This window comes from Hymenobacter sp. IS2118, from assembly GCF_000715495.1.
Classification (GTDB): Bacteria; Bacteroidota; Bacteroidia; order Cytophagales; family Hymenobacteraceae; genus Hymenobacter.
The window spans coordinates 1-22,610 of the sequence record NZ_JNLX01000003.1 but is presented as its reverse complement, the minus strand read 5'-3'; the positions used below and the strand labels follow the sequence as shown (position 1 = coordinate 22,610).

The window sequence follows — 22,610 nt, the reverse complement described above, 5'->3', positions numbered from 1 at the left end:
GGATGAATCTGAGCACCGACCTCAAATCCAGGCTCAAAAGTAGGAACCAAAAGGCTGTTCGTGGTTACAATATTCCTCCAACAGCCCATTGCGGAACCCAAAATTCGGGCATTCTACTGCGTGAGGCTGTAGCGCAGCTGCAGGCCGCCCTCGGTATTGGTGTTGCGGAAGGCGTTGCTGATGCGCGGCGTGCTCACGGTCTGGCTGAAATAGAGCTGCAGGTTGAGCCGGGAGTTGAGCAGGTAGTCGACGGTGGGCCGCAGCTGGAAGGTCTTCGAGCCGTTGGTAACCTTGCCATCCGGGCGGCCTTTGTCCGGGTTCGGGAATTGAGCGTCGCCGAAGTCCACCACGTCCTCAATGGTGCGCTGCACGGTGATGTTGTCGCGGATGCTCAGGTCGAGGCGGGCGGTGAGGTTGTTGCGCAGCACGCGCTGCTCGCCGCCCACTTTAAAGGGCAGCTTGAGGCTGTTGGTGGCGTAGCCCAGGCCCACTATTATTTCGTTGGTATACAGCTCGGTTACCTGCGAGTTGGTGGTGTTGAGCACGATGGCACGGTCGGTACGGTATTCGAGGCGGCCGGTGGCCCGGCTCACGGTCTGGAAATTGATGCCCACCAGCGGCGAAAGGCGCTCCACGATGCTCACCTGCCCCACCACGTAGTAGGGCAGGAACTGCCCGGCCGTGTTGGTGAGGTTGGGAAACTGGGTTTCGGGGTTGAAAGTAGGCGCGTAAACCGTGGACGTGGTGTAGCTGCCCACGCTGTAGGTAGACTGATAGGCGTGGTTGAAGGTGAAGGACGTGAAGTACTGCTTCACCAAGGGCAGCTCGGCAAACCCGTTGTAGTCGATGCGCCAGTTGGGCAGCGGAATCTTGCCAAACGGGTCGAATTTATCGGCCTCGTAGCCATCCGACGACCGGCCGTGGTAGGCATCGATGAAGCTTTGCACCAGCACTTCCTGCGAGTTGAACCCGTAGCCAACTTCCGGGTTGGAGCCCGGCGCGGGGTTGGCCGTGGCCAGGCGCTGACGCACGATTTCGCGGTTGTTCACGAAGCGGTTGAACGCCTTCGAGGTTTCCCCATTGGCCCCCAAATCGCCAAATAGCGTTTGGATGGTGACAGTGGAGGTCTGGAACGAACCCGTGCCGAGCAGCGGGCTGGGCGCCTGCTGGAAACGGCCCGGATTGTTGGGGTCGGGCACTAGCTCCAGGGTCGTTTCATTCAGCAGGTTGCGGTAGTACACTTCCTGGTTGCGGGCCAGCTGCCGCCGCGCATCCACCTGAATATTGAAGCCGCGGAACGGCTCCAGGGCGGTGCGCAGCGTGAGGGTTTCGGTGAGCAGGGAACTGAGCGGGGTGTTCAGAAACTCGCTGCGCTCGGTGTACCAGCCGTTGCGGCTGGCGCGGTCGTAGAGGTCGGGCAGCTCGTACTGCCGGCCCAGAATAAAGGGTACGCCCGGCGCTGTCAGGTCGCTGTTGAGGCCGAACAGACGGGTATTGGGCAGGTAGCCGGGCAGGAGCGTGCCGTTGGTGCGGATGTAGGTGAAGTTCAGCGAGCGGGCCGTCATCAAAGAGCGGAGCACGGCTTTCACGAAGCGGTTAGCTTCGCGGGTGGTGTCGGCGGCAGCTTCCTCGCCCGCCTGCACCGACTTGCCCTTGGCCGTCTCGTCTTTTTTGGCACGGGCCACGGGCGGCGGCGCGTTGTTGATGATGTTGAGAAACTTCACCTTGTTGTAGAGCTTCACCAGGTCGATGCGGCCGTTGGCGCTAAGCTCGGCGTTGTTCTGCACGGTGTTGCCCAGGCGCAGCTCGGTGGTGAGGTTGTCCTGCTCTTCGTTGCCGGTGGGCACCGGAAACACCGGCGCGCGCAGCGCCGTGGAAGCCGCCTGCCAGGTGTAGCTGGCCGAGTAGCGGGTGTCGGCGCTTATCCAGTCGGTGAGCGGAAACTTGTCGAGCGGCAGCCGGTACGTGAGGGCCGCCACCTGGTTGAAATTGGTGGTGCGGCCGCCGCGCAGCAGGTTTTCCTTCAGCTGGTCGCGGTTGCGGATGGCCTCGTCGCTCCCGCCGATGGTGCGGCCCTGGCCCTCGTCGACCACGCCGCGGTTGTTGGCGGTGTAGTCAAAAATGAGGCTTTTGGTGAGGTCCCACTTCAGGTCGTAAATCCGGCTGATGAAAAACGACTTCTGAATAACCGGCGCGATGCCCGCCGTGCTGGGCAGCGTGCCCGGCTCTAGGATGCGCTGCAAAAACCGCTCGTTGTAGCGCCGGTCAATATCGGTGCGGAACGAGAAGCGCGAGGGCAGCGGCGTGAAGTTCACCTCCTGAAAAATCTTCAGGTACGGGTTGTCCAAGGCCTTAATCTTGCTGAAGGGCGTGTAGTTTTTGGGTGTCGTCTGGTACACATAGGCCAGGGCGGCGGTGTAGGCCTTGGTGTAGTCGCGGTCGGTGCGAATGTCGGTGTGCAGGCGGTCAGTGATGGCATAGCTCAGGGCCAGGTTCTCAATGTCCCAGGGCTTGGGCGTGCTGGGAGTCGCGCCGGGTTTGCCGGGGCCGCGCTCCTTGCGCACGTTCAGCACCGAAATGCTGCGGCTGGTGGTTTGGTCGATTACCTCGTTGCGGTACTCGGCCTGGGCCGCGCGGTTCAGGTCGCCGCCGGCATCGGTGAACTTCTCCAGGCTCTGGCTCAGCTTGGTGTCGGGGTCGAGGGGGTCGTAGAGGGGCGTGCGGCTTTCGTGGCCGATTTGCAGCAGCACGGGCACGCGCAGCTGGAACCGCTCGGGCAGGAACTTCTCGGCCGCCACGGTAGCCTGCAAGTCGCCCCGGAAAGCATCGTCCAAGGAGCGCTGCTGCACCTTGTCCTGCAGGCCGCCGAAGCCCACGCTGGTGTAGCTGCCGGTAGCCGTGATGTTGGCCAGGTCGGCCATTTTCACGTTCAGGCGGGCCGTGGCGGCAAAGCCGTCCTGCTGCTCAAAGTCAAACACCCGAAACTCGTTGGCCCACAAATTGGCCGAAATCGCGTTCGTGTTGCCGCTGCTAATGTCGGCTGTGGGGTTCAGCATGCCAATCATCACGCCCTGCACCGCCGAAAAATCGGGGTTGCCCACCACGGTAATGGTGGCGCCGTTGGGCAGCGTCTTGGTGTAGGGAATCAGGTAGTTGACCGGCGTCCGCTTATTGCGCTCCGATTTGGCGTCGATGAAATCCTGAAACGAAACGTCGATGCGGTTGGCAACGGGCCATACCTGGTCGGCCGTAGTGGCGCCGGGCCCGGTGATGGCCAGCGGCAGCGCGTACTGGTAGAAGTTCTGCGTGTAGTCGGTGCCGATACGGATGAAGGCCTGCACGTCGCCGTCGGCCACGCTGGGGTCCTCGCTGTCGCCGTGCAGGAACAGGCGCAGCTTCTTATAGCGCAGCATGTTGATGCTCAGATTTTTGTAGGCGGCTTTGGCGTAGCCGTCGCGCAGGTTGGTCACCGACAGGCGCAGGCTCTGCTCGTTTTGCAGGCGTGAGGTACTGGTGCTGCCATATTCCTTGTCGCGCAAAATGCCGGGGGGCGACAGGTACGGAATTTTACCACTGGGACCCAAATTCGCGGCCAGCCCGTTTTCCTCAATGCTCACCGTCGACACGCTGAAGGCGTCGGCATCGGTGAGCTGGCCCACGGGCGGCTGCGTGCCCTGCCGGGCATCCACGATGCGGTAGATAAAGCGGCGCCACTGATTGGCTACGAACTGCGGCTGCACCAGGCGCACCACCACGGGCTGCTGCCAGCCGGTCATGTACATGCGCAGGAAGCGGATGTTCTTGAAGCCGAACTCCTGCGTGGCGCCGCGCACGGTGTAGCCCTCCCGAATCGGAATCCGGAACTGGTACCACGTCACTTCTTCGCCGCTGGTGCGCTCGTCCTTGTTCGTCACCTTGTCGATGATGAAGTTCTGGCCCACCTGCAGGCCGCCGGGCGCGGTGCTGGGCCGCAACGACATGCGGTACTCGTAGTAGCGCTCCACTTCCTGCACCACGTTGTCGCGGTTCAGGTCTTCCTTGTCGGGAAAGGCCGTGGAGCTGAGCTGGCTGTTTTCGACGGAGTTGCCCTCGTAGCCGTTGTAGTTTTTGTAGCGGCCCAGCAGCTTGGTGTTGCCCTGGTCGTAGCTGGGGTCGAGGTGGTGGCGGAAGTTGTCGGCCGAGGGGTCGGGCAGGTTAGCAAACTGCGCGCCGTAACCGTCGGGCTGGGTGGCCTGCACCCTTTCGGCGGCGTCGTTCACGCCGTCCAGGCCCACGTCCTGGCGCTGGCGGGCGCCGGGCGCGGCGTTGAAGGCGTCGGTCAGAAACTGCTGGTTCGTGACCCGGCCCCACACCGTAGGGCGGCTGTTTTCCTGGATGTCCTGGGGGTCGTCGCTGGTGGGCAGGCCGTTCTCGAACTCGTGCTGGTTTTCATCCTTCAGCAGCTCCTCGCTCACGTTGCCCAGGTTGATGACCAAATCGCCACCGGTGGTATTATTCACTGGCGGGTTTACCCCATCGTCTACCCGGCCTTTTTCGCCTCCCAGGAAGGGGTCCATCATCCAGAATTCCAGGTACTCGATGTTGGCATTGTCGAAGTCCGTGTCGAAGGTGATGGCCCGGCTAATGCCGCCGAACTTGCCTTGCAAGCCCACGGCACTGGCTTCGGGTCCGGTAAATCGCTGGCCGCCCGCGTCAATGCTGGGGTTGTAGTTGTAGGCGCCACGCTCGCCGGGATAGTACGCCATGTCGAAGGTGTACTCGTAGCCGTTGCCGGTGGCGCCCAGGTCCTTATTCGGGAACACCTCATCGCGCTTGATGCCGCGGATGTAGTGGTTAGTCAAATCGGCCGGGTTGATGTTGCCGGGCACGTTGGGGCCGCCGGTGTAGTAGCTCTGGTCGATGGTGTACCAAGCCAGGCGGGCGCGCTGGTAGTTATAAGGCAGGCCCACGGCCGTGCTGCCGGTGATGGGCAGCGGCGTGCTGGCCAGCCGCCACGCCGGAATAGACGCCAGCCCGCCCAGCGTGTAGGGCGTGCGGGCATTCTCAAAGTCGTCGATGTAGGAAACCCCGTTTTCGCCGTTGCCGAGCTGCGAGCGGCCCGGCAGCAGCTTGGCAAACTCGCCGCCGAAGGAAATGGTGGAAATTTCCTTGGTCGACACAAAGGGCAGCATGTCGAGGTACTTGGTGAGCACCCGGCTGTCTTTCCGAATACTGCCATCCACGCCCACGATGGTGTTGTTGCCCGGCTCGTCGCCGATGTTGACGCGGTTGATGCCGGGCGCCTGGTTTTCGAGCAGGTGCAGGGCCGTGCCACCAATGTTCACGTCGTCGCTCAGGCGGTAGTCGAGGCGCACGCCCACCAGCCGGCGCGGCTGCACCTGCACCAAGGCGTTTTTCTCAAATTCCACCCGCAGCTCGTTGGCCGAGTTTAGGTAGGCCGGGTTCAGGATTTTCACCTTGGCCTGGTCGTAAAACACCTGGTAGTCCACGCCCTCCGTCAGCAGCGTGGAGCCCGAGCGCACCCGCACCGAGCCCTGCGCAATGCCAATGCCGGGCAGGTTGATTTCGTCGGAAGCGGCCCCACCCTGAAAGCGCCCGCGCAGGAAAAACTTGTCCTTCACCTGCAGCTGCTGGGCGTCGCTCTGGGTCTGGTTGTAGAGCTCCGAGTACACGTATTTGTCAATCAGCTCAGTTTCGCTGGGGTCGAACTGCGTGCGCAGGTAGGAACCGAAGGGCTCCACGTTCGGGAAAATGATTTTGCCCAGCTCCGGGTCAATCGTGACGCCGGGAAAAAAGTCGAAGTTGCCGTCCGGGTTGCGGTCGTTGTTGGGGTTCACGTTGTCGAGGTTCAACACCTCGATGATGGGCCGATTGGCGATTTTGATGCCTTCCTTCAGCGAAATCAAATCCACCCCGGTTTCGTCATCCTTGTAAATAATCTGGAGCTGAAAGTTATCACGCTGCAGCTGCGAAGCATTCAGCGGATACACGTTTTTCATCATCAAATCCCAGGTCGGCGTGTTCAGCGTCAGCAGGTTGGCATTCTGCGGGTTGCGACTGGGGTCGGCCACGCCCACGCCGGGGTTGCTGGCCCGCAGCATTTTCAGAAACACCACGTCGTCGGGCCGGCGGTTGCCGTACTCATCCTGGGTTTCGCCCACCTGGTAGGTCGTCCCGTTGTAGAGGTACTGGAAGCTTACGCCCAGCACCTGGTCGGGCAGCAGGGCCGTGTTCAGCGACACGTAGCCCAGCTGCGCATTAAACGTGTACTCGCGCGGGTCGAGCTTGCGGGCCCGCACCCGCTCAAAATCAAGGTTCTTGCTCAGGCCCTGGCCTATCTGCAGGAAGTTATCGACGCCCAGGTTGTCTCGGGCCTGCGGCCCACCGTCGATAATGGTCTGGTACAGCCGGTTGGCTTCATTATCGGCCGGCACCCGCGGGGTGGGGCTGCCCAGGCGGTACTTGTCCCGGTAGAGCCGCAGGGGTTCGCCAATATCCATGAGCGTCACCACGTTGCGCAGGTTTTCGGTGGTGCGGTTGTCGTTGGTCACGTACACTTCCAGGCGCGTAATGGTGGCGCCGCTCTGGATGGTGGGCAGGTTGCGCAGGGCCTGGTCGTAGCGGTCGCGGAAGAAATGCGACAGGAAAAAGTGCCGGTCCCGCTCGTACTGGCTGGCCTTGATTTCGTACTGCCGGCTCTGGGCGCCGTTCTGAATGCGCACCTCGTCGGCGGTGCCGCGCACGGTGGCGGCCACGGCCGTTACGCCAAGCTTACCAAACTGCAGCTGGGTTTTGATGCCGAACAAATTTTGCCCGCCCTGCACCAGCGAGTTGGTGAGCGGCAGACTCACGTTGCCCAGGTCCAGCTTCTGAATGATGTCGGTTTCCTCGCCCACGTAGTCGAACTTCATCTGGTTGTCGAAGTCGAACGAAGCTTTGGTGTCGTAGTTGAACACCAGCTTGAGCTTGGTGCCGATGGCGCCGGTGAGGTTGACGTTGATGTTCTGCTCGAACAAAAAGTCGCCCACGCTCTGCTGGCGCAAAGTCAGGGCCGGGTTTTCGTTCTTATTGTGGCGCCAGCCAAACTTGAGGGCCACCGAGCCGGCCGGCCGGATATCGACGTAGCTACCGCCAAAAATGCGGTTGGCCACCGGCCCGAGGTAAATTTTGGGAATCAGGCGCTGGGCCTGGGGGGTGCCCGCCGCCGCCGCGGGCCCGGTTACGCCGCCCCTGGCTTTCTGGCGGTAGTAGTCGCGCACGCCCTGCCGGCGCTGGAACTCCTCGTACTGCTCGTAGCTAAGCACGCTGGGGTCGCGGTAGTCAATGTCGGCGCCCACCTTTTCCTGCACGTCAAACTGGGTCAGGCTGTCGTCCACGGTCACGTTCAGCTTCACGTTGCTGGGCAGCGGCAGTATCAGCGGCGACTCGCGGCGGCGGGTGCCGAAGGGGCTGCCAGGCCGGTCCTGGGCCTGCACCCTGGGGCGCCGGCTGGGGACGTAAGGCCCCGTGGTGTCGGCTACCGGGTTCGGCGTATCGGCGGCCAAAACGTGGCTGGCCCGGAGCCATGTGCCGGGCCGGCGGGCACTGGCCAACGGCGCGGCCTGTGACCACCACGTAAGCAAGGATGCAAGCGCGACAACCGAGGCAGGAAGTAGTTTCTGACCGAATTTCAAGCAGATAAATGAATAGTGGCCATGTAGCTGTTAGCCAATAGCTGTTAGCTGATAGCTGATGGAAATCGGTGGTTTAATGATGCTTTGGAAAGAAGCAAAATGATGAATGTGGCTAGTAGCTAAAAGCTATTGGCTAACCGCTCAAAACCGCCGCGACTCAATGCGACTTCAAAGCAAATTTAATCAATTCCTCCACGGTCAGCTCGCCACCGTGCTTGTGCTGAATCTGGTCGAGGAGCTTCTCGGCGGCGGCCCGCGCGAAGCCCAGGGTCACCAGGGCCTGCAACGCTTCGGCGCGGCGGGTATTGTGCTGGCGGGCCAGGGGCACGGTGTCCACGCCGGCTTTGGCCAGCATTTCGTCCTTGCGCAGCTTGTCCTGCAGGTCCAGAATCACGCGCTGGGCCGTTTTCGGCCCCACGCCTTTGATGCTCTGAATGGCCCGCACGTTGCCGCTCACGATGGCCTCCCGGATTTCGCCCACGCTCATGCTGCTCACCATCACGATGCCCGTGCCCGGCCCGATGCCCGACACCGAAATCAGAAGCATAAACAGCGCCTTCTCACTGGGGTCGAGGAAGCCGTAGAGCGTTTGCCCGTCCTCCTTAATGTGCTGGTAGGTGTAGATTTTGGTGGCCGCACCCTCGGCCGGCAGCTTGGAGTAGGTGGCCAGCGAAATGCGGACTTCGTAGCCCACGCCCAGGATGTCAACAATGGCCTGGGTGGCGTCTTTGTAAGCGAGTTTACCGTCGAGGTAGGCAATCATGCGGGAAAGGGATAAAAGCGAGGCGGCGCCCGCACCCGGCAACGGACGCAGGCACGAAACAAGTGCCCGAAGAACTAACAAAAAGCCGGAACCGGCCGACCAGCCCAACAGCACACACGCCGGTTTCTATCCCAAATCTACCGGCTTTTCGGCGAAATAATTTGATTAAAAAAAGGAATCGCCGCCTCCGTGCGCAGGCACGATGGCGGCGATTCCCAAGTTACCGGGTAGCCTGCGGCTTAGGTGCTGGCTTTTTTAGTGGCAATGTATTCGTTCACCACGCGCTCCAGAATGGTGAGCGGCAGGGCGCCATTTTTCAGTACCACGGCGTGGAAGTCGCGCAGGTCGAATTTGGGGCCGAGCTGCTGCCGGGCGCGTTCGCGCAGCTCCAGAATTTTCAGCATCCCCACTTTATAGGAACACGCCTGGCCGGGCATCACGATGTAGCGCTCAATCTCGGCCTCTACGTCGGTGGCCGCTTCGCCGGTGTGGCTGCCCATGTAGGCAATGGCCTGCTCGCGGGTCCAGCGCTTGTCGTGCAGGCCGGTGTCCACCACCAGCCGCACGGCCCGAAACAGCTCGGCCTGCAGGCGGCCCAGGTTATCGAAGGGGTCTTTTTGGAAGTCCATTTCCCAGGCCAGTCGCTCGGCATACAGCGCCCAGCCCTCGGTGTAGGCCGTAAACGGTACCAGCGTGCGAAAAGTGGGCAGCCCTTTCAGCTCCTGCTGCACGCTGATTTGGAAGTGGTGGCCCGGAATGCCTTCGTGGTAGGCCAGCGTGCGCATGCCAAACCGGGGCGTGGCCGCTACGTCGTACAAGTTGGCGTAGAACACGCCGGGCCGGGAGCCGTCGCCGGCCGCGCGGTTGTAGTAGGCGCCGGGCGCGGTTTTCTCCTTGAATTCCGGCACGCGCTGCACGTCGAGCGCCGCCTGGGGCCGCTCGCGAAACGCTAGCTCCAGACCGGCATTCACTTCGGCCAGAATGCGCTTGTAGTCGGCCAGAATCTGCGCCCGGCCCGAATCCGAGTCCGGATACAAAAAGCGGGGTTCCTGGTTTAGTTTGGCCATCAGCGGCCCCACGGCCGGCCCGTTAAGGCCCTGAGCTTGCAGAATGGTTTGCATCTCGCCTTCGATACGCGCCACTTCGCGCAGGCCCAGGTCGTGGATTTGGGTGGGCGTGAGGTCGGTAGTGGTGTTTTGCTTGAGGCAGTAGGCGTAGTAGGCGGCCCCGTCGGGGAATTTCCACACCCCGGCATCGGTAGTGGAGCGCGGCCGGAGCGCGGTGAAGTAGGTAATGAGCGACTGGTAAGCGGGGTATACGGCCGTCGCGAGCTGGTTTTTGGCTTCGGCTAGCTGTCGGTCCTTTTCAGCCTTTTCCATCTCCGTCACCTTACCCAGCTTCTCGGCCAGCGACGTGTAGAGAATGTTTGCCTCGGGCTGCTGGGCCACGAAAGCTGTCATCTCGGCCAGCACTTTGTCGATGACGAACGTGGGCGGCACCACGCCGTGCTGCTCCCGTATTTTGAGGCCCTCCAGCACCTGCGCGAACTGGGTTTTCACTTTGCCCAGGCGCAGGTTATAGTACTCGGCATCGCGCTGGTTATGCACCTGATGCGTGGTGGCCATGAAGGTGGGAAACCCGTTCTGCACCCCAAACAGCTGGTTCACCGGGTAATTGTCGTAGCGAAACTTGTCGCCCTCGGCGGCGGTGCTCATAAACCAGTCGAGCACGTCGTACGACAGCTTCTGCTGGGTGTCCATGCCGCTCACATCGTAGCTGTGCAGCACGTCGAGGTTGTGGCGCAGGCGCTCGGCCTGCCGGGTTGCGGCAGCTTCCGACAAGTCATTCAATTCCTTATTGTGCCCCTGCACGCCAAATTGCTCCACCATGCGCAGGCTGGACAGCAGCTCCGGCGAATCGAAGGCAAATTCGATGAACACCCGCTCGTAAAAAGCGCGAATAAACACTGGTTTGAACCAGGTCGCATTCACAACGAATGCGACCAGCAAGAGCAGCAGTACGCCAGCGCTACGGAGGAGAATTTTCTTCATTCCGCAAAGAAATAAAGAAATAGGAATTCTTAGCTGCTCATACCATCGCGCCCTGACGCAACCATCTCAGCGGGTGCGTCAGGGCGCGATTGTATGGATAACTATCTAATTCTTTACAACCCTTTGCTACCCAGCTGCGCGTCGACCACGGCAATGGCGGCCATGTTCACGATTTCGCGCACGCTGGCGCCCAGCTGCAGAATGTGTACCGGCTTGCGCATGCCCATGAGCACCGGCCCAATGACTTCGGCACCACCAATTTCCTGGAGCACCTTGTAAGCAATGTTGGCCGACTCTACGTTGGGGAAAATCAGCGTATTGGCACCTTTTTCGGCCAGGGGGCTGAAGTCGTAGTGCTCCTGAAGCAGCTGCGGGCTGAGGGCCACGTTGGCCTGCATCTCGCCGTCGATGAGCAGGTCCGGGAAGCGGGCTTTGGCCAGCTCGGTGGCGCGGCGGGTTTTCTCGGGCAGCGGCCCGGAATTCGAGCCAAAGTTGGAATAGCTGATAACGGCCATGCGCGGCTCAGCATCGAAAAAGCGTACCGCCCGCGCCGTGAGGCCGATAATTTCCACCATTTCCTCGGCCGTGGGGTTGATGTTCACCGTGGTATCGGCGAAAAAGTACGGGCCTTTTTTGTGCTGAATGATGTACATCGACGCCACGCGCCGCACGCCTTCTTCGGTGCCAATTACTTGCAGCGAGGGAATAATGCTCTTGCCGTAGTCCTTGGTCAGGCCGGTAATGCAGGCGTCGGCCTCGCCGGTTTCCACCATCATGGCGGCGTAATAGTTGCGCTCACGCATCAGGCGGCGGCCTTCGTAGAGCGTCATGCCGCGCCGCTGCCGTTTCTGATAGAGCAGGGCAGCGTACTCGGCGCGCTTCTCGTCCTGCTTCAGAATGTTGATAATTTCGCAGCCTTCCAAATCCAGGCTATTGGCGCGGGCAATGGTTTCGATGGCTTCCTGCGACCCCAGCAGAATGGGCATGGCAATGCCTTCGTCGCGCAGAATCTGGGCTGCTTTGAGAATTTTATAGTTGTCGGCTTCCGCAAATACCACCCGCTTGGGGTTGGCCTTGGCAGCCGAGGTCATGCGGTTCATCATCTTCTGGTTCACGCCGAGGCGGGCCCGGAGCTGGTCTTCATAGGCCGCCCAGTCGGTGATGGGCAGGCGGGCCACGCCGCTTTCCATGGCCGCCCGCGCCACCGCCGGACTAATAGTAGTAATGAGGCGTGGGTCGAGCGGCTTGGGAATCAGATAGTTCGGACCAAACGACAACGTATTGTCGCCGTAGGCTTTGTTTACAATTTCGGGCACGAACTCCTTGCTCAGCTCGGCCAGCGCGTGCACGGCGGCCAGCTTCATGGCCTCGTTGATTTCGGTGGCGCGCACGTCCAGCGCGCCCCGGAAAATGTAGGGAAAGCCCAGCACGTTGTTCACCTGGTTGGGGTGGTCGGACCGGCCGGTGGCCATAATCAGGTCATCGCGCGTGGCCATCGCCACCTGGTAGCTGATTTCCGGGTCGGGGTTGGCCAGGGCAAACACCATGGGTTGCGCCGCCATGCGCAGCAGCAAGCCCGCCGGCAGCACGTTGGCCGCCGAAAGGCCCAGGAACACGTCGGCCCCTTCCATGGCCTCGTCCATTGTGGTGATGGGGCGGGCAGTGGCAAACTGCATCTGAATCGGGTCCAGATTGGTGCGGGCCGCGTTGATGATGCCGTCCTTATCGAACACCACCACGTTATCCTTATTCAGGCCCAGGGCCAAATACAGCCGCAGGCACGACACGGCCGCCGCGCCCGCGCCGCTCACCACGAGCTTGATTTCACCGATTTTCTTGCCCACGATTTCCAACCCGTTCAGCAGCGCGGCCGAGGTGATGATGGCCGTGCCGTGCTGGTCGTCGTGCATCAGCGGAATATTCATCTTCTCCCGCAGCTCGGTTTCAATCCGAAAGCATTCCGGCGCCTTAATGTCCTCCAGATTGATGCCGCCAAACGTGGGCTCCAGGGCCTTCACGATGCGAATAAATTCGTCGGGGTCGGTGGCATCAATCTCAATATCGAAGCAGTCGATGCCCGCAAACTTCTTGAACAACACACCCTTACCTTCCATCACCGGCTTGGACGCTGCCGGGCCAATATTACCCAGGCCCAACACTGCCGTGCCATTGGTAATCACGGCCACCAGGTTGCCTTTGGCAGTGTATTTATACACGTCGTCCGGGTTGGCGGCAATGGCTTTGCAGGGTTCGGCCACGCCGGGCGAGTAGGCCAGGGCCAGGTCGAGCTGCGTGCTCATGGGCTTAGTGGGCACCACTTCCAGCTTGCCGGCGGGCTCCTGGGAGTGGTAGTTGAGGGCGTCTTGTTGGCTTGTTTTCAGCATCGAAAAGCAGTACAAATGAGAAACGGCCGCGCAGGCAGCGCGGCCGTATAGGCGAAATTAGCGCGAAATACGCAGCAAAGCCGTCTTTATTTTACCTCACCGGCAGTAGCTGGCTTATAACCCAACCCGCCAAGCGGTAGCATCGACGTGGCAAGCAAGCAGGGTTTTTTATCCTTGCGGCACCAGTAGCTTCTGGCCCAGCTTCACTTCGTCCGAAATCAAGTTATTGGCTTCACGCAGGATTTTCACGCTCACGCCAAAGCGGCGCGAGATATTAAAAAGTGTATCGCCGCGCTGCACCAGGTGGACTTTCGGAGACCCCAATGCTTTGGCCATTGCCGGGGCCTGGCGCGTAGTAGCCACTGCCGCCGTCTTGGTAGCCCTGCCGACGGGTTGCTTTCGAGGGGTGGCTTCAGCCGGTATTTCCTCATCCTCAGCCGGCGCGGAGAATACCAGCCGTTGGCCCGCCGCCACCTTTTCCGAATCCAGTCCGTTCCACGCCACCACTTGCGCCACGCTCACCTTGTAGTCGCGGGCCAGCTTGGTCAGGGTGTCGCCTTTGCGCACGGTGTAGGCCGTTCCTTCGGCATTACCGGCCGGTGTCACTTCATCGGCAATTTCACCGGCAACTGCCAGCTCAGCGGCTGGTTTGGCTTCGTTGCGTTTGGCTTCCGCTGCCTGGGCCTTGGCCAGCCGGCTGGCGGCTACGCGGGCCTGCGCCTCCGCCGCGGCCTGCTGAATGGCTTGGCGCTGCCGGATACCAGCCAGGCGGGCTTCCTGGGTTTTTTCCTGGCGCGCGATTTCCTGCATCCGTGCAAGCTCGCGGGCATTGGCCTCGGCCTGCGCCTGGCGGGCGGCAGCTACCTCGGGAGCAACCGTGGGCCGCACGGGGCGCGTCGCCACGGCAATGGCAACCGGCGCGGCAGCTTCGGCAGGCGCCGCAGGTTTAGAAGGTGCCGCCACGGGCTGCGGCACGAATATCACCAGCTGCTTGCCGGGCTTCAGCGGGCGGCCTTTGGGCAGGTCGTTCCAGCGGCGCAGCTGGGCCTGGCTCACCTCGAAGCGCTCGGCCACGCTGGCCAGCGTCTCACCACGCCGCACCTTATGTGGCACCCGCCGGAAGCGCGGCGCCTCGGCTTCGCCACGGGCGCGCGGGCCTTCAGTAGCGGCCAGCAATGGCCGGGCTGCCCAGGGCTCCACGCCATTCAGGCGCGGCGGCATAAACGCCAACGGTTGCGGCAAAGCGGCGGTGGGCTGGCAATAATCAAGTAGCGTGGCGCGGTCCACGTCGCCCAGGTGCACCGCGGCGGCGGCGGGATAACGCACCACATAGGACCGGTAGCCGGCGGGCAGCGTCGCCTGCCGCAGCTCCGGGTTAAAGCGGGATAGATAGGAGGAATCCTGATAGCCGCAGGCCTGGCTAAGCCGCCGCAGGTCGAAGGCCTGGCCCCGCAGGCCCAGCGTATCCATGGGCTCCGCGCGTTGGTAGTTCAGGTTGTCGGTGCGCAGGCCGTGGGCGTCGGCGTACTTCATGCTGTACATGATGGCCGTGAAAGTGGGCACGTAGTTGCGCGTTTCGGCGGGCATGTGCGGGTAGAGGTCCCAGAAGGTTTTTTTGCCGGTGCGGCGCATGGTGCGCTGCACGCTGCCCGCGCCCCAGTTGTAGGCCGCCAGCACCAGCTCCCAGTCGTGGAAAACGCCGTAGAGGTAGCGCAGGTGCTTGCAGGCGGCTTCAGTAGCCTTTTCGGGGTGCATGCGTTCGTCCACCCACTCATCGCGCTTCAGGCGCAGGTCGCCGGCGGTAGGCCCCATAAACTGCCACAGCCCGGTGGCACCTACCGGCGATTTGGCCGTCGGAATAAGAGCGGACTCCACTACGGCCAGATACTTTAAGTCGGTGGGCAGGTTGTACTGCGCCAGGTATTTCTCGAACAGCGGGAAGTACAGGTTTTCCCGCTCCAGCACGCGTTGCATATAGCTCCGGTTGCGGGCCGTGAACAAGGTCACGTAAGCCATTACGGAATTGTTGAACTGCCGCGGCACGTCGGTTTCGAAGCAACTCACCCGGTCGCCCACCAGGTCGCGCAGCGTTGGGGCGGTTCGCAGCCATTCCAGCCGGGCCGAATCAACGCTCACAGGCTCAGCCGGCTCCGCTACCAACGAGTTGGGCAGCAACTCCAGCTGCACCCGTAAGGTATCGCCCAACAAAGCTGGCACCGTGGCATTTGCCGGGTTCGCCAACTCGGGCTCCGGTACTCCCTGGGCCTTGCTATCTGTCGTTTTAAACAACAGCCAAGGCAGCATCAGCACCAGCCAAAGCCGGTCGCGGCGGGAAGTTTTAGTTTGCTTAATCCCTTGCTTCATAGCACTAAGATAGCGCAAGGGTAAAGAACTTGTATAGGTAGCGCTGGAGGTTTTAGAGAAAATTAAAGCCGGCCTTTGTCTTGCGCTCCAAATCAAGGTTGAATTGCGAAGGGAGCCAAACACTTGACTGCCGGTCTGCTTTCAGCAACGCTAGCGCCGAAAAATTGCCATCTGCCGCTAACGCAATTCCTGTAGCCAGATGGGAGCAACACGCTGGTAGCATAAAAAATGGCCGCCTACTACAGTGGGCGGCCATTTTTTATGCTGTTTGTTTGGCAGTTAAGCCACTATTTCTTCTGTCAGCACACTCGCAAAGGCCAGCAAATCGGCTTCGCGGAAGGCACCAGCCATTACCTGCAGGCCAATGGGCAAGCCGGCCGCGTCCTCCCCTATCGGAACGGAAATCGCGGGCACGCCGGCTAGTGAGGCCTGCACCGTAAAAATATCAGCCAGATACATGGAAACCGGGTCCTGCTTCTCGCCTATTTTGAAGGCCGTAGTCGGCGTAGTGGGCAATACCAAAAAGTCGAACTGGCGCAACAGCTCGTCGGTTTTATCCTTAATCAGGCGGCGCACACGCTGGGCCTTGGTGTAGTAAGCATCGTAATAATTGGCGCTGAGCACAAACGTGCCTAGCAGAATGCGGCGCTGAACTTCCGCACCAAAACCCTGGGAACGGCTTTTCTTGTACAGCGACTCCAAATCGGTGGCGTCGGCGGCCCGGTGGCCGTACTTCACCCCGTCGAAGCGGCCCAAATTTGAGCTAGCCTCAGCGGTGGTGAGGATGTAATAAGTCGGAATCATAAAATCCAGGTACGGGAAATCCACCGCTTCCACCACGTGGCCCTGGCCACGCAAGATGTCGAGCTGAGTTTCCAGCGCCGCTTTGATTTCAGGATTCAACCCCTCGCTATCAATGGCATCGGCAATGTAACCAATGCGGTAATGCGGCGCCGGCGTGAGCTGCTGGCTGTATGCGGGCACTTCGCGCTGGCTGGCGGTGCTGTCCATGCCGTCGGGGCCGGCCATTATTTCCAGCAACAGCGCGGCGTCCTGCACCGAGCGCGTGATGGGCCCAATCTGGTCGAACGACGAAGCGAACGCCACCAAACCATAGCGGGAAATGCGCGAGTACGTGGGCTTCAGACCAATAACGCCGCAAAAAGCTGCCGGCTGCCGCACCGAACCGCCCGTGTCGGACCCAATGGAGGCCAGGCACATATCGGCCTGCACGGCCACGGCCGAACCGCCCGACGAACCGCCGGGCACCCGCTCGGGGTCGGCCGCGTTCCGGGCCGGACCGAAAAATGACGTTTCGTTCGAGCCGCCCATGGCAAACTCGTCGCAGTTCTGGCGGCCAATCAGGATGGCATCGGCATCGAGCAAGCGCTGCACAGCCGTGCCGGTAAAGAGCGATTTGAACCCGTCCAGCATGCGGCTACTGCTTTGTAGCGCATGGCCCGCGTAGGCCAGCACGTCTTTGATGCCGATAACCATGCCGGCCAGCGGCCCGGCGGTGCCAGCCGCTAACTTGGCATCAATGGCCTCGGCCTGGGCGCGGGCCTCGTCGGGCCACACTTCCAAAAAGGCATTGAGATGCTGCTGGCGCTCAATGTTGTCCAGGTAATACTCCACGAGCTGGCGGCAGGACGTGGTGCCCGCCGCCAGCTCGCTACGAACTTCGGATAAGGAATGAAAACGCTTCAAGCTGTTTTGCAGATTAGGTGAGCGGTTGAGCGCTATACGTTGGGATTTGGGGCCGCCGGCACGTACGGCTGCCGGGGCTGAGTACCTTCCGGCGCCAGGTTGGGGGGCAGCGTGGGCGCAACGGGTGGCGCGGGCGCCGGGGCATTGTCTGTTGCGGAGTAGTCGGCATCGGCGGTTGGCATGACCGAGGCCGTGGCCGGTGCCGCCCACGGGTCAAAGCCCGAGCCCGTGTCCGCTGCCGGAGTAGTTGGCAATGAACTCACGGGTTGGTTGTGGGCGTCGTAAACCGGCTGCTGCTGCGCGTAGTTCGTGGGGGCGGGCTGGCCGGCCTGCTCAAATTCCTTACGGATTTCAGTGCTGGCGTCCTTAAACTCGCGGATTCCTTTGCCCAGGCCCCGCGCCAGCTCCGGTATTTTATTAGCCCCAAAAAAAATGAGTATGACGACCATGATGAGCATGAGCTCAGAGCCGCCGATGTCGCCCAAAAAGAGCATGAAAGGGATTTGCATGAGTCAGAAGTGCGCGGATTAGCGCGGCTGGTTGTTGGGGTCGTTGGGATTGTAAACGGGCGGCACGGGCTGCTGATAGCCTTGCTGCGGAGCGCCGGGCTGCTGATAAGGCGGCTGCACGGGTGGTGCCATGGGCTGGTCGCGGTACTGGGGCTGCTCGTTTTCAGCCACTTTGCTAGCATCCTTAAACTCACGAACGCCCTGGCCCATGCCTTTGAATAGCTCGGGAATGCGTTTAGCGCCAAATAACAAGACAATAACAAACACAATGAGCAAGATTTCGGTCGTACCGAAGCTGCCGATTAAAAACAAAGAATGAAGCATACGTTAAGAAGGGATTGGGCCCGGTTAAGTTGATGAATGGCGATATACGAGGCTGAACGACTTTTGGAGTTCCAAAGATACCTGGCAGTGCGGTTTTGGAAGAGTATTCCAGTTCATTAACCGGCAATTTACACCTATTGGCAGGCTGAGAATGAAAGTTGCGCGGAATCCTTCCCTGCTTTCCTCAGCACATTATGTAGCTTTACCAACCAGTCTATTACCATAATTGGTTCATAACGAAAATACTATACTTACCACGCTGCTGTGAAATCATCGAAGCGCACAACCCAGGCCGACGCTTCGCTGCGTCAAGTTAACGAGCCGGAACGCTTGGAAGCCCTCCACAGCTACCAGGTGCTGGATACTGACCCTGAGCAAGTATTCAATGACCTGGCGCAACTCTCTGCGTTCATTTGCGGCACTCCGATGTCATTGGTTTCCTTAATTGACGACGAACGGCAGTGGTTCAAAGCCCGGGTAGGAATGGAAATGAAGGAAACGCCCCGCGAACATGCGTTTTGTCAGTATGCCATGCGGGCCGACGATATTTATGAGGTACCGGATGCCACCTTGGATGCGCGTTTTGCCCAGAATCCGCTAGTAACCGGCAACCCTAATATACGTTTTTATGCTGGTGCGCCGCTGCTCTCCCCCGAAGGCCAGCCCTTGGGCACCCTCTGCGCCTTAGACACCGTCCCCCGGGAACTGACCGGAGACCAGCGTGAGGCCCTGCGCATTCTGGCCCGCCAGGTGATGGCCCATCTGGAACTCCGGCGCGTCCGCATTCAGCTCGAAGACGAGCGGCAGAAGCTGGAAGGCGTCCTACGCATGGCCAACAATACCGGCGATGCTCTCTACGCCAATAACCGGGCAGAAATTTTTGTTAAACAAGACCAACGCCTGGTCCGCATTGCCACCGCCGACCTCCAGTATGTGGAAGCATTGGGTGATTACGTCAACCTACACACTACCCGCGAGCGGTTTACAGTGTACGGCACGATGAAGGACCTGGAAACAAAACTACCCGTCCGCGACTTCGCTCGTGTGCACCGGAAATACATCGTTCGCCTCGACCGCATCATGACCATTGAGGCCGATTCAGCCCTTTTGGATGGGGTACGGGACACTATTTCGTCCCGCGCACCGGTGCGCGTTCCCATTGGCAACTCTTACAAAGCCGGACTGCTTGGCCGCTTGAATCTGGTCTAAAATCACCAATGGCCAGCCGAAGTGTCGCCTTGCACCCCGCTATAGCTGCCGTTCGCCGTGTCAATCCCCCGACTCACCGAAATGCTAGTTTATCCTGTTCCAAAATACCCCACCTTTGATTCGGTTATCGGTTGCAGCGAGCTAGTAGCTACTATTGCCGACGACTAAGTTTGTTTTCATAGCTCAGAAAGACCCGCACCTTTGGCGCGGGTTTTTTTTTGCTTCACGGCATGGGGTCGGAAGTGCAAAGTTGTTTCAAGGAGATGTGTGAGGAAGTTTGGGCAAGCGAACTGTCCGCTGGCCCTCGCCCAATCCGCTAATTTTCGACACTTTCAACGTGAAAGCCAGGCAATGAACGTGTTGCCACAAATCCAAAGGAGGCCACCACTTACAATACAAAGGCTAAAGTGGGTTGGTACGCCCTGCGCCCACCTTACTTCTGCGAGCCTGCCGTTAGTGGCATAGTCCTCCAAATTTTCAACCAACATACAAGGAGCTACACCCGCTAAATCAACAGATTAATGGCTATTTCGGTGGTATGAGGCAAGGTAATACCACGGAGCCCTTCGGGCGATTCGTGGCACCACTAGGGCTTAGAGTCTATCCGAAAAATACCCAAACGGTCATACTGAGCGCAGTTGAAGCATCTTGAGGTGGTCTAGTTAAGCAGGAGAGAATTAGGTAATGTTGTTAAGTTGCTGTTGATGAAATTGATATGGTTTCTGATAGCCAATACTGGAGTGACGGCGCTCGTGGTTGTAGTAGTCAAAATAGTCGGCCACGCTTGCCTGCGCGTCGGCCAGGTCGGCAAAAACGGGCCAGTCGCGGGCTTCGAGTTCCTCGGTTTTGAGGCGGGACCAGAGGCTTTCCGCTTGCGCGTTGTCGTAGCACTCGCCGCGCCGGCTGTGCGAGAGCTGGGCCTTCGCATTGCGCAGCAGGGCCTTGTAGGTGTTGCCCACGTATTGCCCGCCCTACCGGGTACGCCCCCGGTCGGAATGGACGATGAGGCCGGGCGCAGGCCGTTGGGCCAGCAATGCCCGCTGCAAGGCACTGGTGACCAGGGCCTCGGGCATATCGGCGCGCACCTACCAGCCCACCACGTGTTTGGTGAACAGGTCTTGAAACGCGCACAGGTAGGACCAAGCGCCGCTGGCCAGCGGCAGGCAGGTAATGTCGCTCACCCACACCTGGTTGGCCTGCATGGCAGGCGGCTGGTCCAGCAGCAAATTGGGGGCGTAGCGCTGCCCATACGTCGAATCGGTGGTGCGCGGCACGAACGACTTGGGCTGCAACGCTTTCCGTCCATGGCGGCGTAGTGCCGTGCGTAGCGCCTGACGGCCCACCCGGTGGCCCGTTGCCCGCAACTCGGCTTGGATTCGCCGTGTGCCGTAGCGGCGTTTGTGGTGGTCAAACACGGCCACCATTTCCGTTTCCCATCCCAGCACCGCGCCCGTTCCCGCCCCCGGTGCCGGGCGCTGCCGCCAGGCGTAGTAGCGGCTGGACACCACGCCCAGGACCTGGCACAGCTGCCGGACAGGGTAGTGAGTCCGTTGTTGCTCAATAAAATGCAATGGGCTCACGGGGTCGGGGACTGGGACTGGGACTGGGACTGGGAGAAGATGGCGATGGCTTTTTTTTAAAATCTCCAACTCCTGCGCCAGCCGTTTACTGGCTGCACGCAGCGCCCGAACCTCGGCCGCCTCGGTCGGGTCGGCGGGCAAGGGCGGCTGGGCCGCTTTCAGCCAGGCATAAATGCGCTTGGCATCGATATTTAACGCGCGGGCGGCGGCCAGCGTGGAGCGGCTTTCGTTGGCCAGCCGCAGCGCTTCGGCGCGGAAGGCCGCATCATAGCGCGGTCGTTTTGTCGGAGGAGCTTTTTCCATCAGATTGGGAAGTTAGCACCCAATTCTCTTGTATGATTGCACTGCCTCTCAAGTAGAGAGGTAGCCAGAAAAGGAAACGAGGACACCATAATTCTCTAACGGCGGCTCTTTGGTGTCGACCGTGTATAGGAGAACCTGTGCCTCGTTTCTCGTTTTTGCCTGAAGACTGCACAGTATGTAGGGAGCTCGGTTCGCTTAAGCATCCCGTATTTGTACAAGAATAGTTACGGTAAGAACCTTGCTGGCTGGTTGATTTCCCCCTTTTTACCCCACGCCCATGCCCGCTGTCCCTTCCCCCCCCCGCCCCGCTCAAGTACGTCGTGGCCATTGACATTGCTAAAGACACGTTTGTGGCCTGTTTCGGCCGCATCGAGACCAGCCAGCAGTTGCATTTCGGCAAAGAAGCCACGTTTGACAACACGCCGGCCGGCTTCGCGGCCTTGCTGGCGTGGAAGGCCAAGCAACAGCCCACCGCAGCCCCGCGCTGGTTTGTGGTAGAGGCCACCGGGGTCTACTACGAGGCGCTGGCCTATTTTCTGGCGGATAACGCACAGGCCTTAAGCGTGCTGCTGCCCAATAAAGTCAAGCACTTTGCCCAAAGCACCGAGCTCAAGAGCAAGACCGACCAGCTCGACGCCCGGCTGCTGTGCCACTTGGGCCTGGAGCGGGCCCTGCCCGCCTGGCAGCCGCCCACACCGGCCCTGCGCCAGCTGCGGCCCTGGCCCGCGAGCGCCTGAGTGACCAGGGCGGGCGGCTCAAAACCCTGCGCCACGCCTACCAGCACAGCTACCAGCCCGACGCCCGCACCCTGGAACGTCTGGCCGCCCAGCAAGCGCTTCTCATTGAGCAACTAAAAGCCGTGGACCAGGACCTGGCCGCGCTGCTGAAAGCCGAGCCGGAGCTGGCCGGCAAGCTGGCCCACCTCAACAGCGTGCCCGGCATGGGCCTGACCACGGCCATCGTGGTGGTGGCCGAAACCAACGGCTTTAGCCTGGTGGAAAACGAGCGGCAGCTCGCCTCCTACGCCGGGCTGGACGTGGTGCAGCGTCAAAGCGGCCTCTCGGCCGGGGCTACGCGCATCTCCCGACGAGACAACGTGCGCCTGCGCACGGCCCTTTACCTGCCAGCGGTCAGTAGTCTGCGCTTCAACCCTCAGCAAAAAAGCTTTTTACGCCCGCTTGCGCGCCCGCCCAGCGGCAAGCCCGGCGTGATTGCCGTCATGCGCAAACTCTTGCTGCTCTGCTATTCTCTCTGGAAAAATGACCGGCCCTACGACCCGCTCTTTCACCCTGCCTACGTGGCGGAAAAAGAAGTAGCCCCGACCGTTTAATGGGACGAGGCTACACAGGATGAACCCGAAGGTCCTCCTTTAAGGAGCCCAAAGATAAAAAAATTGCCCAATTTCTTGCTTTTCATCACAGTATCTCCTGGTTTACCCGACCACCTCGCGTTTTCCCCTTTCCCTGACGGCCGACGAAGTGACGAGCCTTGAGGCGTGTAGCCACCACGTGCGCAACCCCCGCCAGCGCCGCCCGTGCTCAAGCCGTGCTGGGCCACCACCGCGGCCAGAGTATGACTCAGTTAGCCATCTTTTTTGCAGTGCGCTATGCTACAGTCCACGACTGGCTCACGGCCTGGGGCGACCACGGCTTAGCGGGACTGCTCGAAGGGCAGCGATCGGGCCGGCCGACTAAGCTGCCAGCGGCGGCTAAAAAAAGTGAGCGCCTGGCTTGGCCAGGCGAC

Annotated in this window: 13 protein-coding genes and 1 pseudogene; 4 read left to right on the top strand and 10 right to left on the bottom strand. The window is 60.7% G+C overall.

What is annotated here, in order from left to right:
- Window positions 1-113: 113 nt before the first annotated feature.
- From sprA to GM79_RS26295, 8 genes are all read right to left on the bottom strand, one after another.
- Window positions 114-7,622: a cell surface protein SprA gene (gene sprA / locus GM79_RS00180; protein WP_051718306.1), complete on the bottom strand. Its 7,509-nt coding sequence runs from the start codon at window positions 7,620-7,622 to the stop codon at window positions 114-116.
- Window positions 7,623-7,830: 208 nt separating this feature from the next.
- Window positions 7,831-8,436: a Holliday junction branch migration protein RuvA gene (ruvA, locus tag GM79_RS00175; protein WP_035557249.1), complete on the bottom strand. Its 606-nt coding sequence runs from the start codon at window positions 8,434-8,436 to the stop codon at window positions 7,831-7,833.
- 239 nt (window positions 8,437-8,675) lie between these two features.
- Entirely contained in the window at window positions 8,676-10,487 is a 1,812-nt protein-coding gene (locus GM79_RS00170) for a DUF885 domain-containing protein (protein WP_035557246.1), read from the bottom strand.
- 113 nt (window positions 10,488-10,600) lie between these two features.
- Window positions 10,601-12,871, bottom strand: a complete 2,271-nt coding sequence (locus GM79_RS00165; RefSeq protein WP_035557243.1) for an NADP-dependent malic enzyme — start codon at window positions 12,869-12,871, stop codon at window positions 10,601-10,603.
- A 168-nt stretch (window positions 12,872-13,039) separates the two neighbouring features.
- Window positions 13,040-15,235, bottom strand: a complete 2,196-nt coding sequence (locus GM79_RS22530; RefSeq protein ID WP_051718305.1) for a lytic transglycosylase domain-containing protein — start codon at window positions 15,233-15,235, stop codon at window positions 13,040-13,042.
- Window positions 15,236-15,514: 279 nt separating this feature from the next.
- On the bottom strand, window positions 15,515-16,942 hold the full coding sequence (gatA, locus tag GM79_RS00155) for an Asp-tRNA(Asn)/Glu-tRNA(Gln) amidotransferase subunit GatA (RefSeq protein ID WP_035557240.1): 1,428 nt from the start codon (window positions 16,940-16,942) through the stop codon (window positions 15,515-15,517).
- 32 nt (window positions 16,943-16,974) lie between these two features.
- Complete coding sequence (locus tag GM79_RS26300) at window positions 16,975-17,451, bottom strand: twin-arginine translocase TatA/TatE family subunit (RefSeq protein ID WP_081867456.1); 477 nt, start codon at window positions 17,449-17,451, stop codon at window positions 16,975-16,977.
- An 18-nt stretch (window positions 17,452-17,469) separates the two neighbouring features.
- Complete coding sequence (locus GM79_RS26295) at window positions 17,470-17,775, bottom strand: twin-arginine translocase TatA/TatE family subunit (RefSeq protein WP_035557232.1); 306 nt, start codon at window positions 17,773-17,775, stop codon at window positions 17,470-17,472.
- A 264-nt stretch (window positions 17,776-18,039) separates the two neighbouring features.
- On the opposite strand from GM79_RS26295, the gene GM79_RS22525 reads away from it, so the two are divergent.
- Window positions 18,040-18,984 carry a LytTR family transcriptional regulator DNA-binding domain-containing protein gene (locus GM79_RS22525; protein WP_051718304.1) on the top strand — a complete coding sequence of 315 codons (945 nt, stop codon included), beginning with the start codon at window positions 18,040-18,042 and terminating at the stop codon, window positions 18,982-18,984.
- 677 nt (window positions 18,985-19,661) lie between these two features.
- On the opposite strand, the gene GM79_RS24030 is transcribed toward GM79_RS22525, so the two are convergent.
- Both GM79_RS24030 and GM79_RS24025 read right to left on the bottom strand, forming a co-directional pair.
- Window positions 19,662-19,943, bottom strand: a complete 282-nt coding sequence (locus GM79_RS24030) for an integrase core domain-containing protein (RefSeq protein WP_051718303.1) — start codon at window positions 19,941-19,943, stop codon at window positions 19,662-19,664.
- 126 nt (window positions 19,944-20,069) lie between these two features.
- Window positions 20,070-20,867, bottom strand: coding sequence for an IS3 family transposase (locus GM79_RS24025; RefSeq protein WP_051718302.1), 798 nt, complete (start codon window positions 20,865-20,867; stop codon window positions 20,070-20,072).
- A gap of 320 nt (window positions 20,868-21,187) precedes the next feature.
- Between GM79_RS24025 and GM79_RS00130 the strand changes: the two genes are divergently transcribed.
- From GM79_RS00130 to GM79_RS26385, 3 genes and pseudogenes are all read left to right on the top strand, one after another.
- The gene (locus GM79_RS00130; RefSeq protein ID WP_035557228.1) at window positions 21,188-21,604 is read left to right on the top strand and encodes an IS110 family transposase; all 417 of its coding nucleotides are present in this window, start codon (window positions 21,188-21,190) and stop codon (window positions 21,602-21,604) included.
- Window positions 21,514-22,197, top strand: a complete 684-nt coding sequence (locus GM79_RS00125) for an IS110 family transposase (RefSeq protein ID WP_035557223.1) — start codon at window positions 21,514-21,516, stop codon at window positions 22,195-22,197. Before GM79_RS00130 ends, GM79_RS00125 begins: the two co-directional genes overlap by 91 nt.
- A 215-nt stretch (window positions 22,198-22,412) precedes the next feature.
- Window positions 22,413-22,610, top strand: a pseudogene (locus GM79_RS26385) (hypothetical protein); the annotation flags it as partial.

What these genes read in the sequence shown, in the direction of transcription:
- GM79_RS26300 (WP_081867456.1), bottom strand. Translation starts at nt 17,451, where the DNA reads ATGCAAATCCCTTTCATGCTCTTTTTGGGCGACATCGGCGGCTCTGAG.
- GM79_RS24025 (WP_051718302.1), bottom strand. Translation starts at nt 20,867, where the DNA reads ATGGAAAAAGCTCCTCCGACAAAACGACCGCGCTATGATGCGGCCTTC.
- ruvA (WP_035557249.1), bottom strand. Translation starts at nt 8,436, where the DNA reads ATGATTGCCTACCTCGACGGTAAACTCGCTTACAAAGACGCCACCCAG.
- GM79_RS00170 (WP_035557246.1), bottom strand. Translation starts at nt 10,487, where the DNA reads ATGAAGAAAATTCTCCTCCGTAGCGCTGGCGTACTGCTGCTCTTGCTG.
- GM79_RS22530 (WP_051718305.1), bottom strand. Translation starts at nt 15,235, where the DNA reads ATGAAGCAAGGGATTAAGCAAACTAAAACTTCCCGCCGCGACCGGCTT.
- GM79_RS26295 (WP_035557232.1), bottom strand. Translation starts at nt 17,775, where the DNA reads ATGCTTCATTCTTTGTTTTTAATCGGCAGCTTCGGTACGACCGAAATC.
- GM79_RS00165 (WP_035557243.1), bottom strand. Translation starts at nt 12,871, where the DNA reads ATGCTGAAAACAAGCCAACAAGACGCCCTCAACTACCACTCCCAGGAG.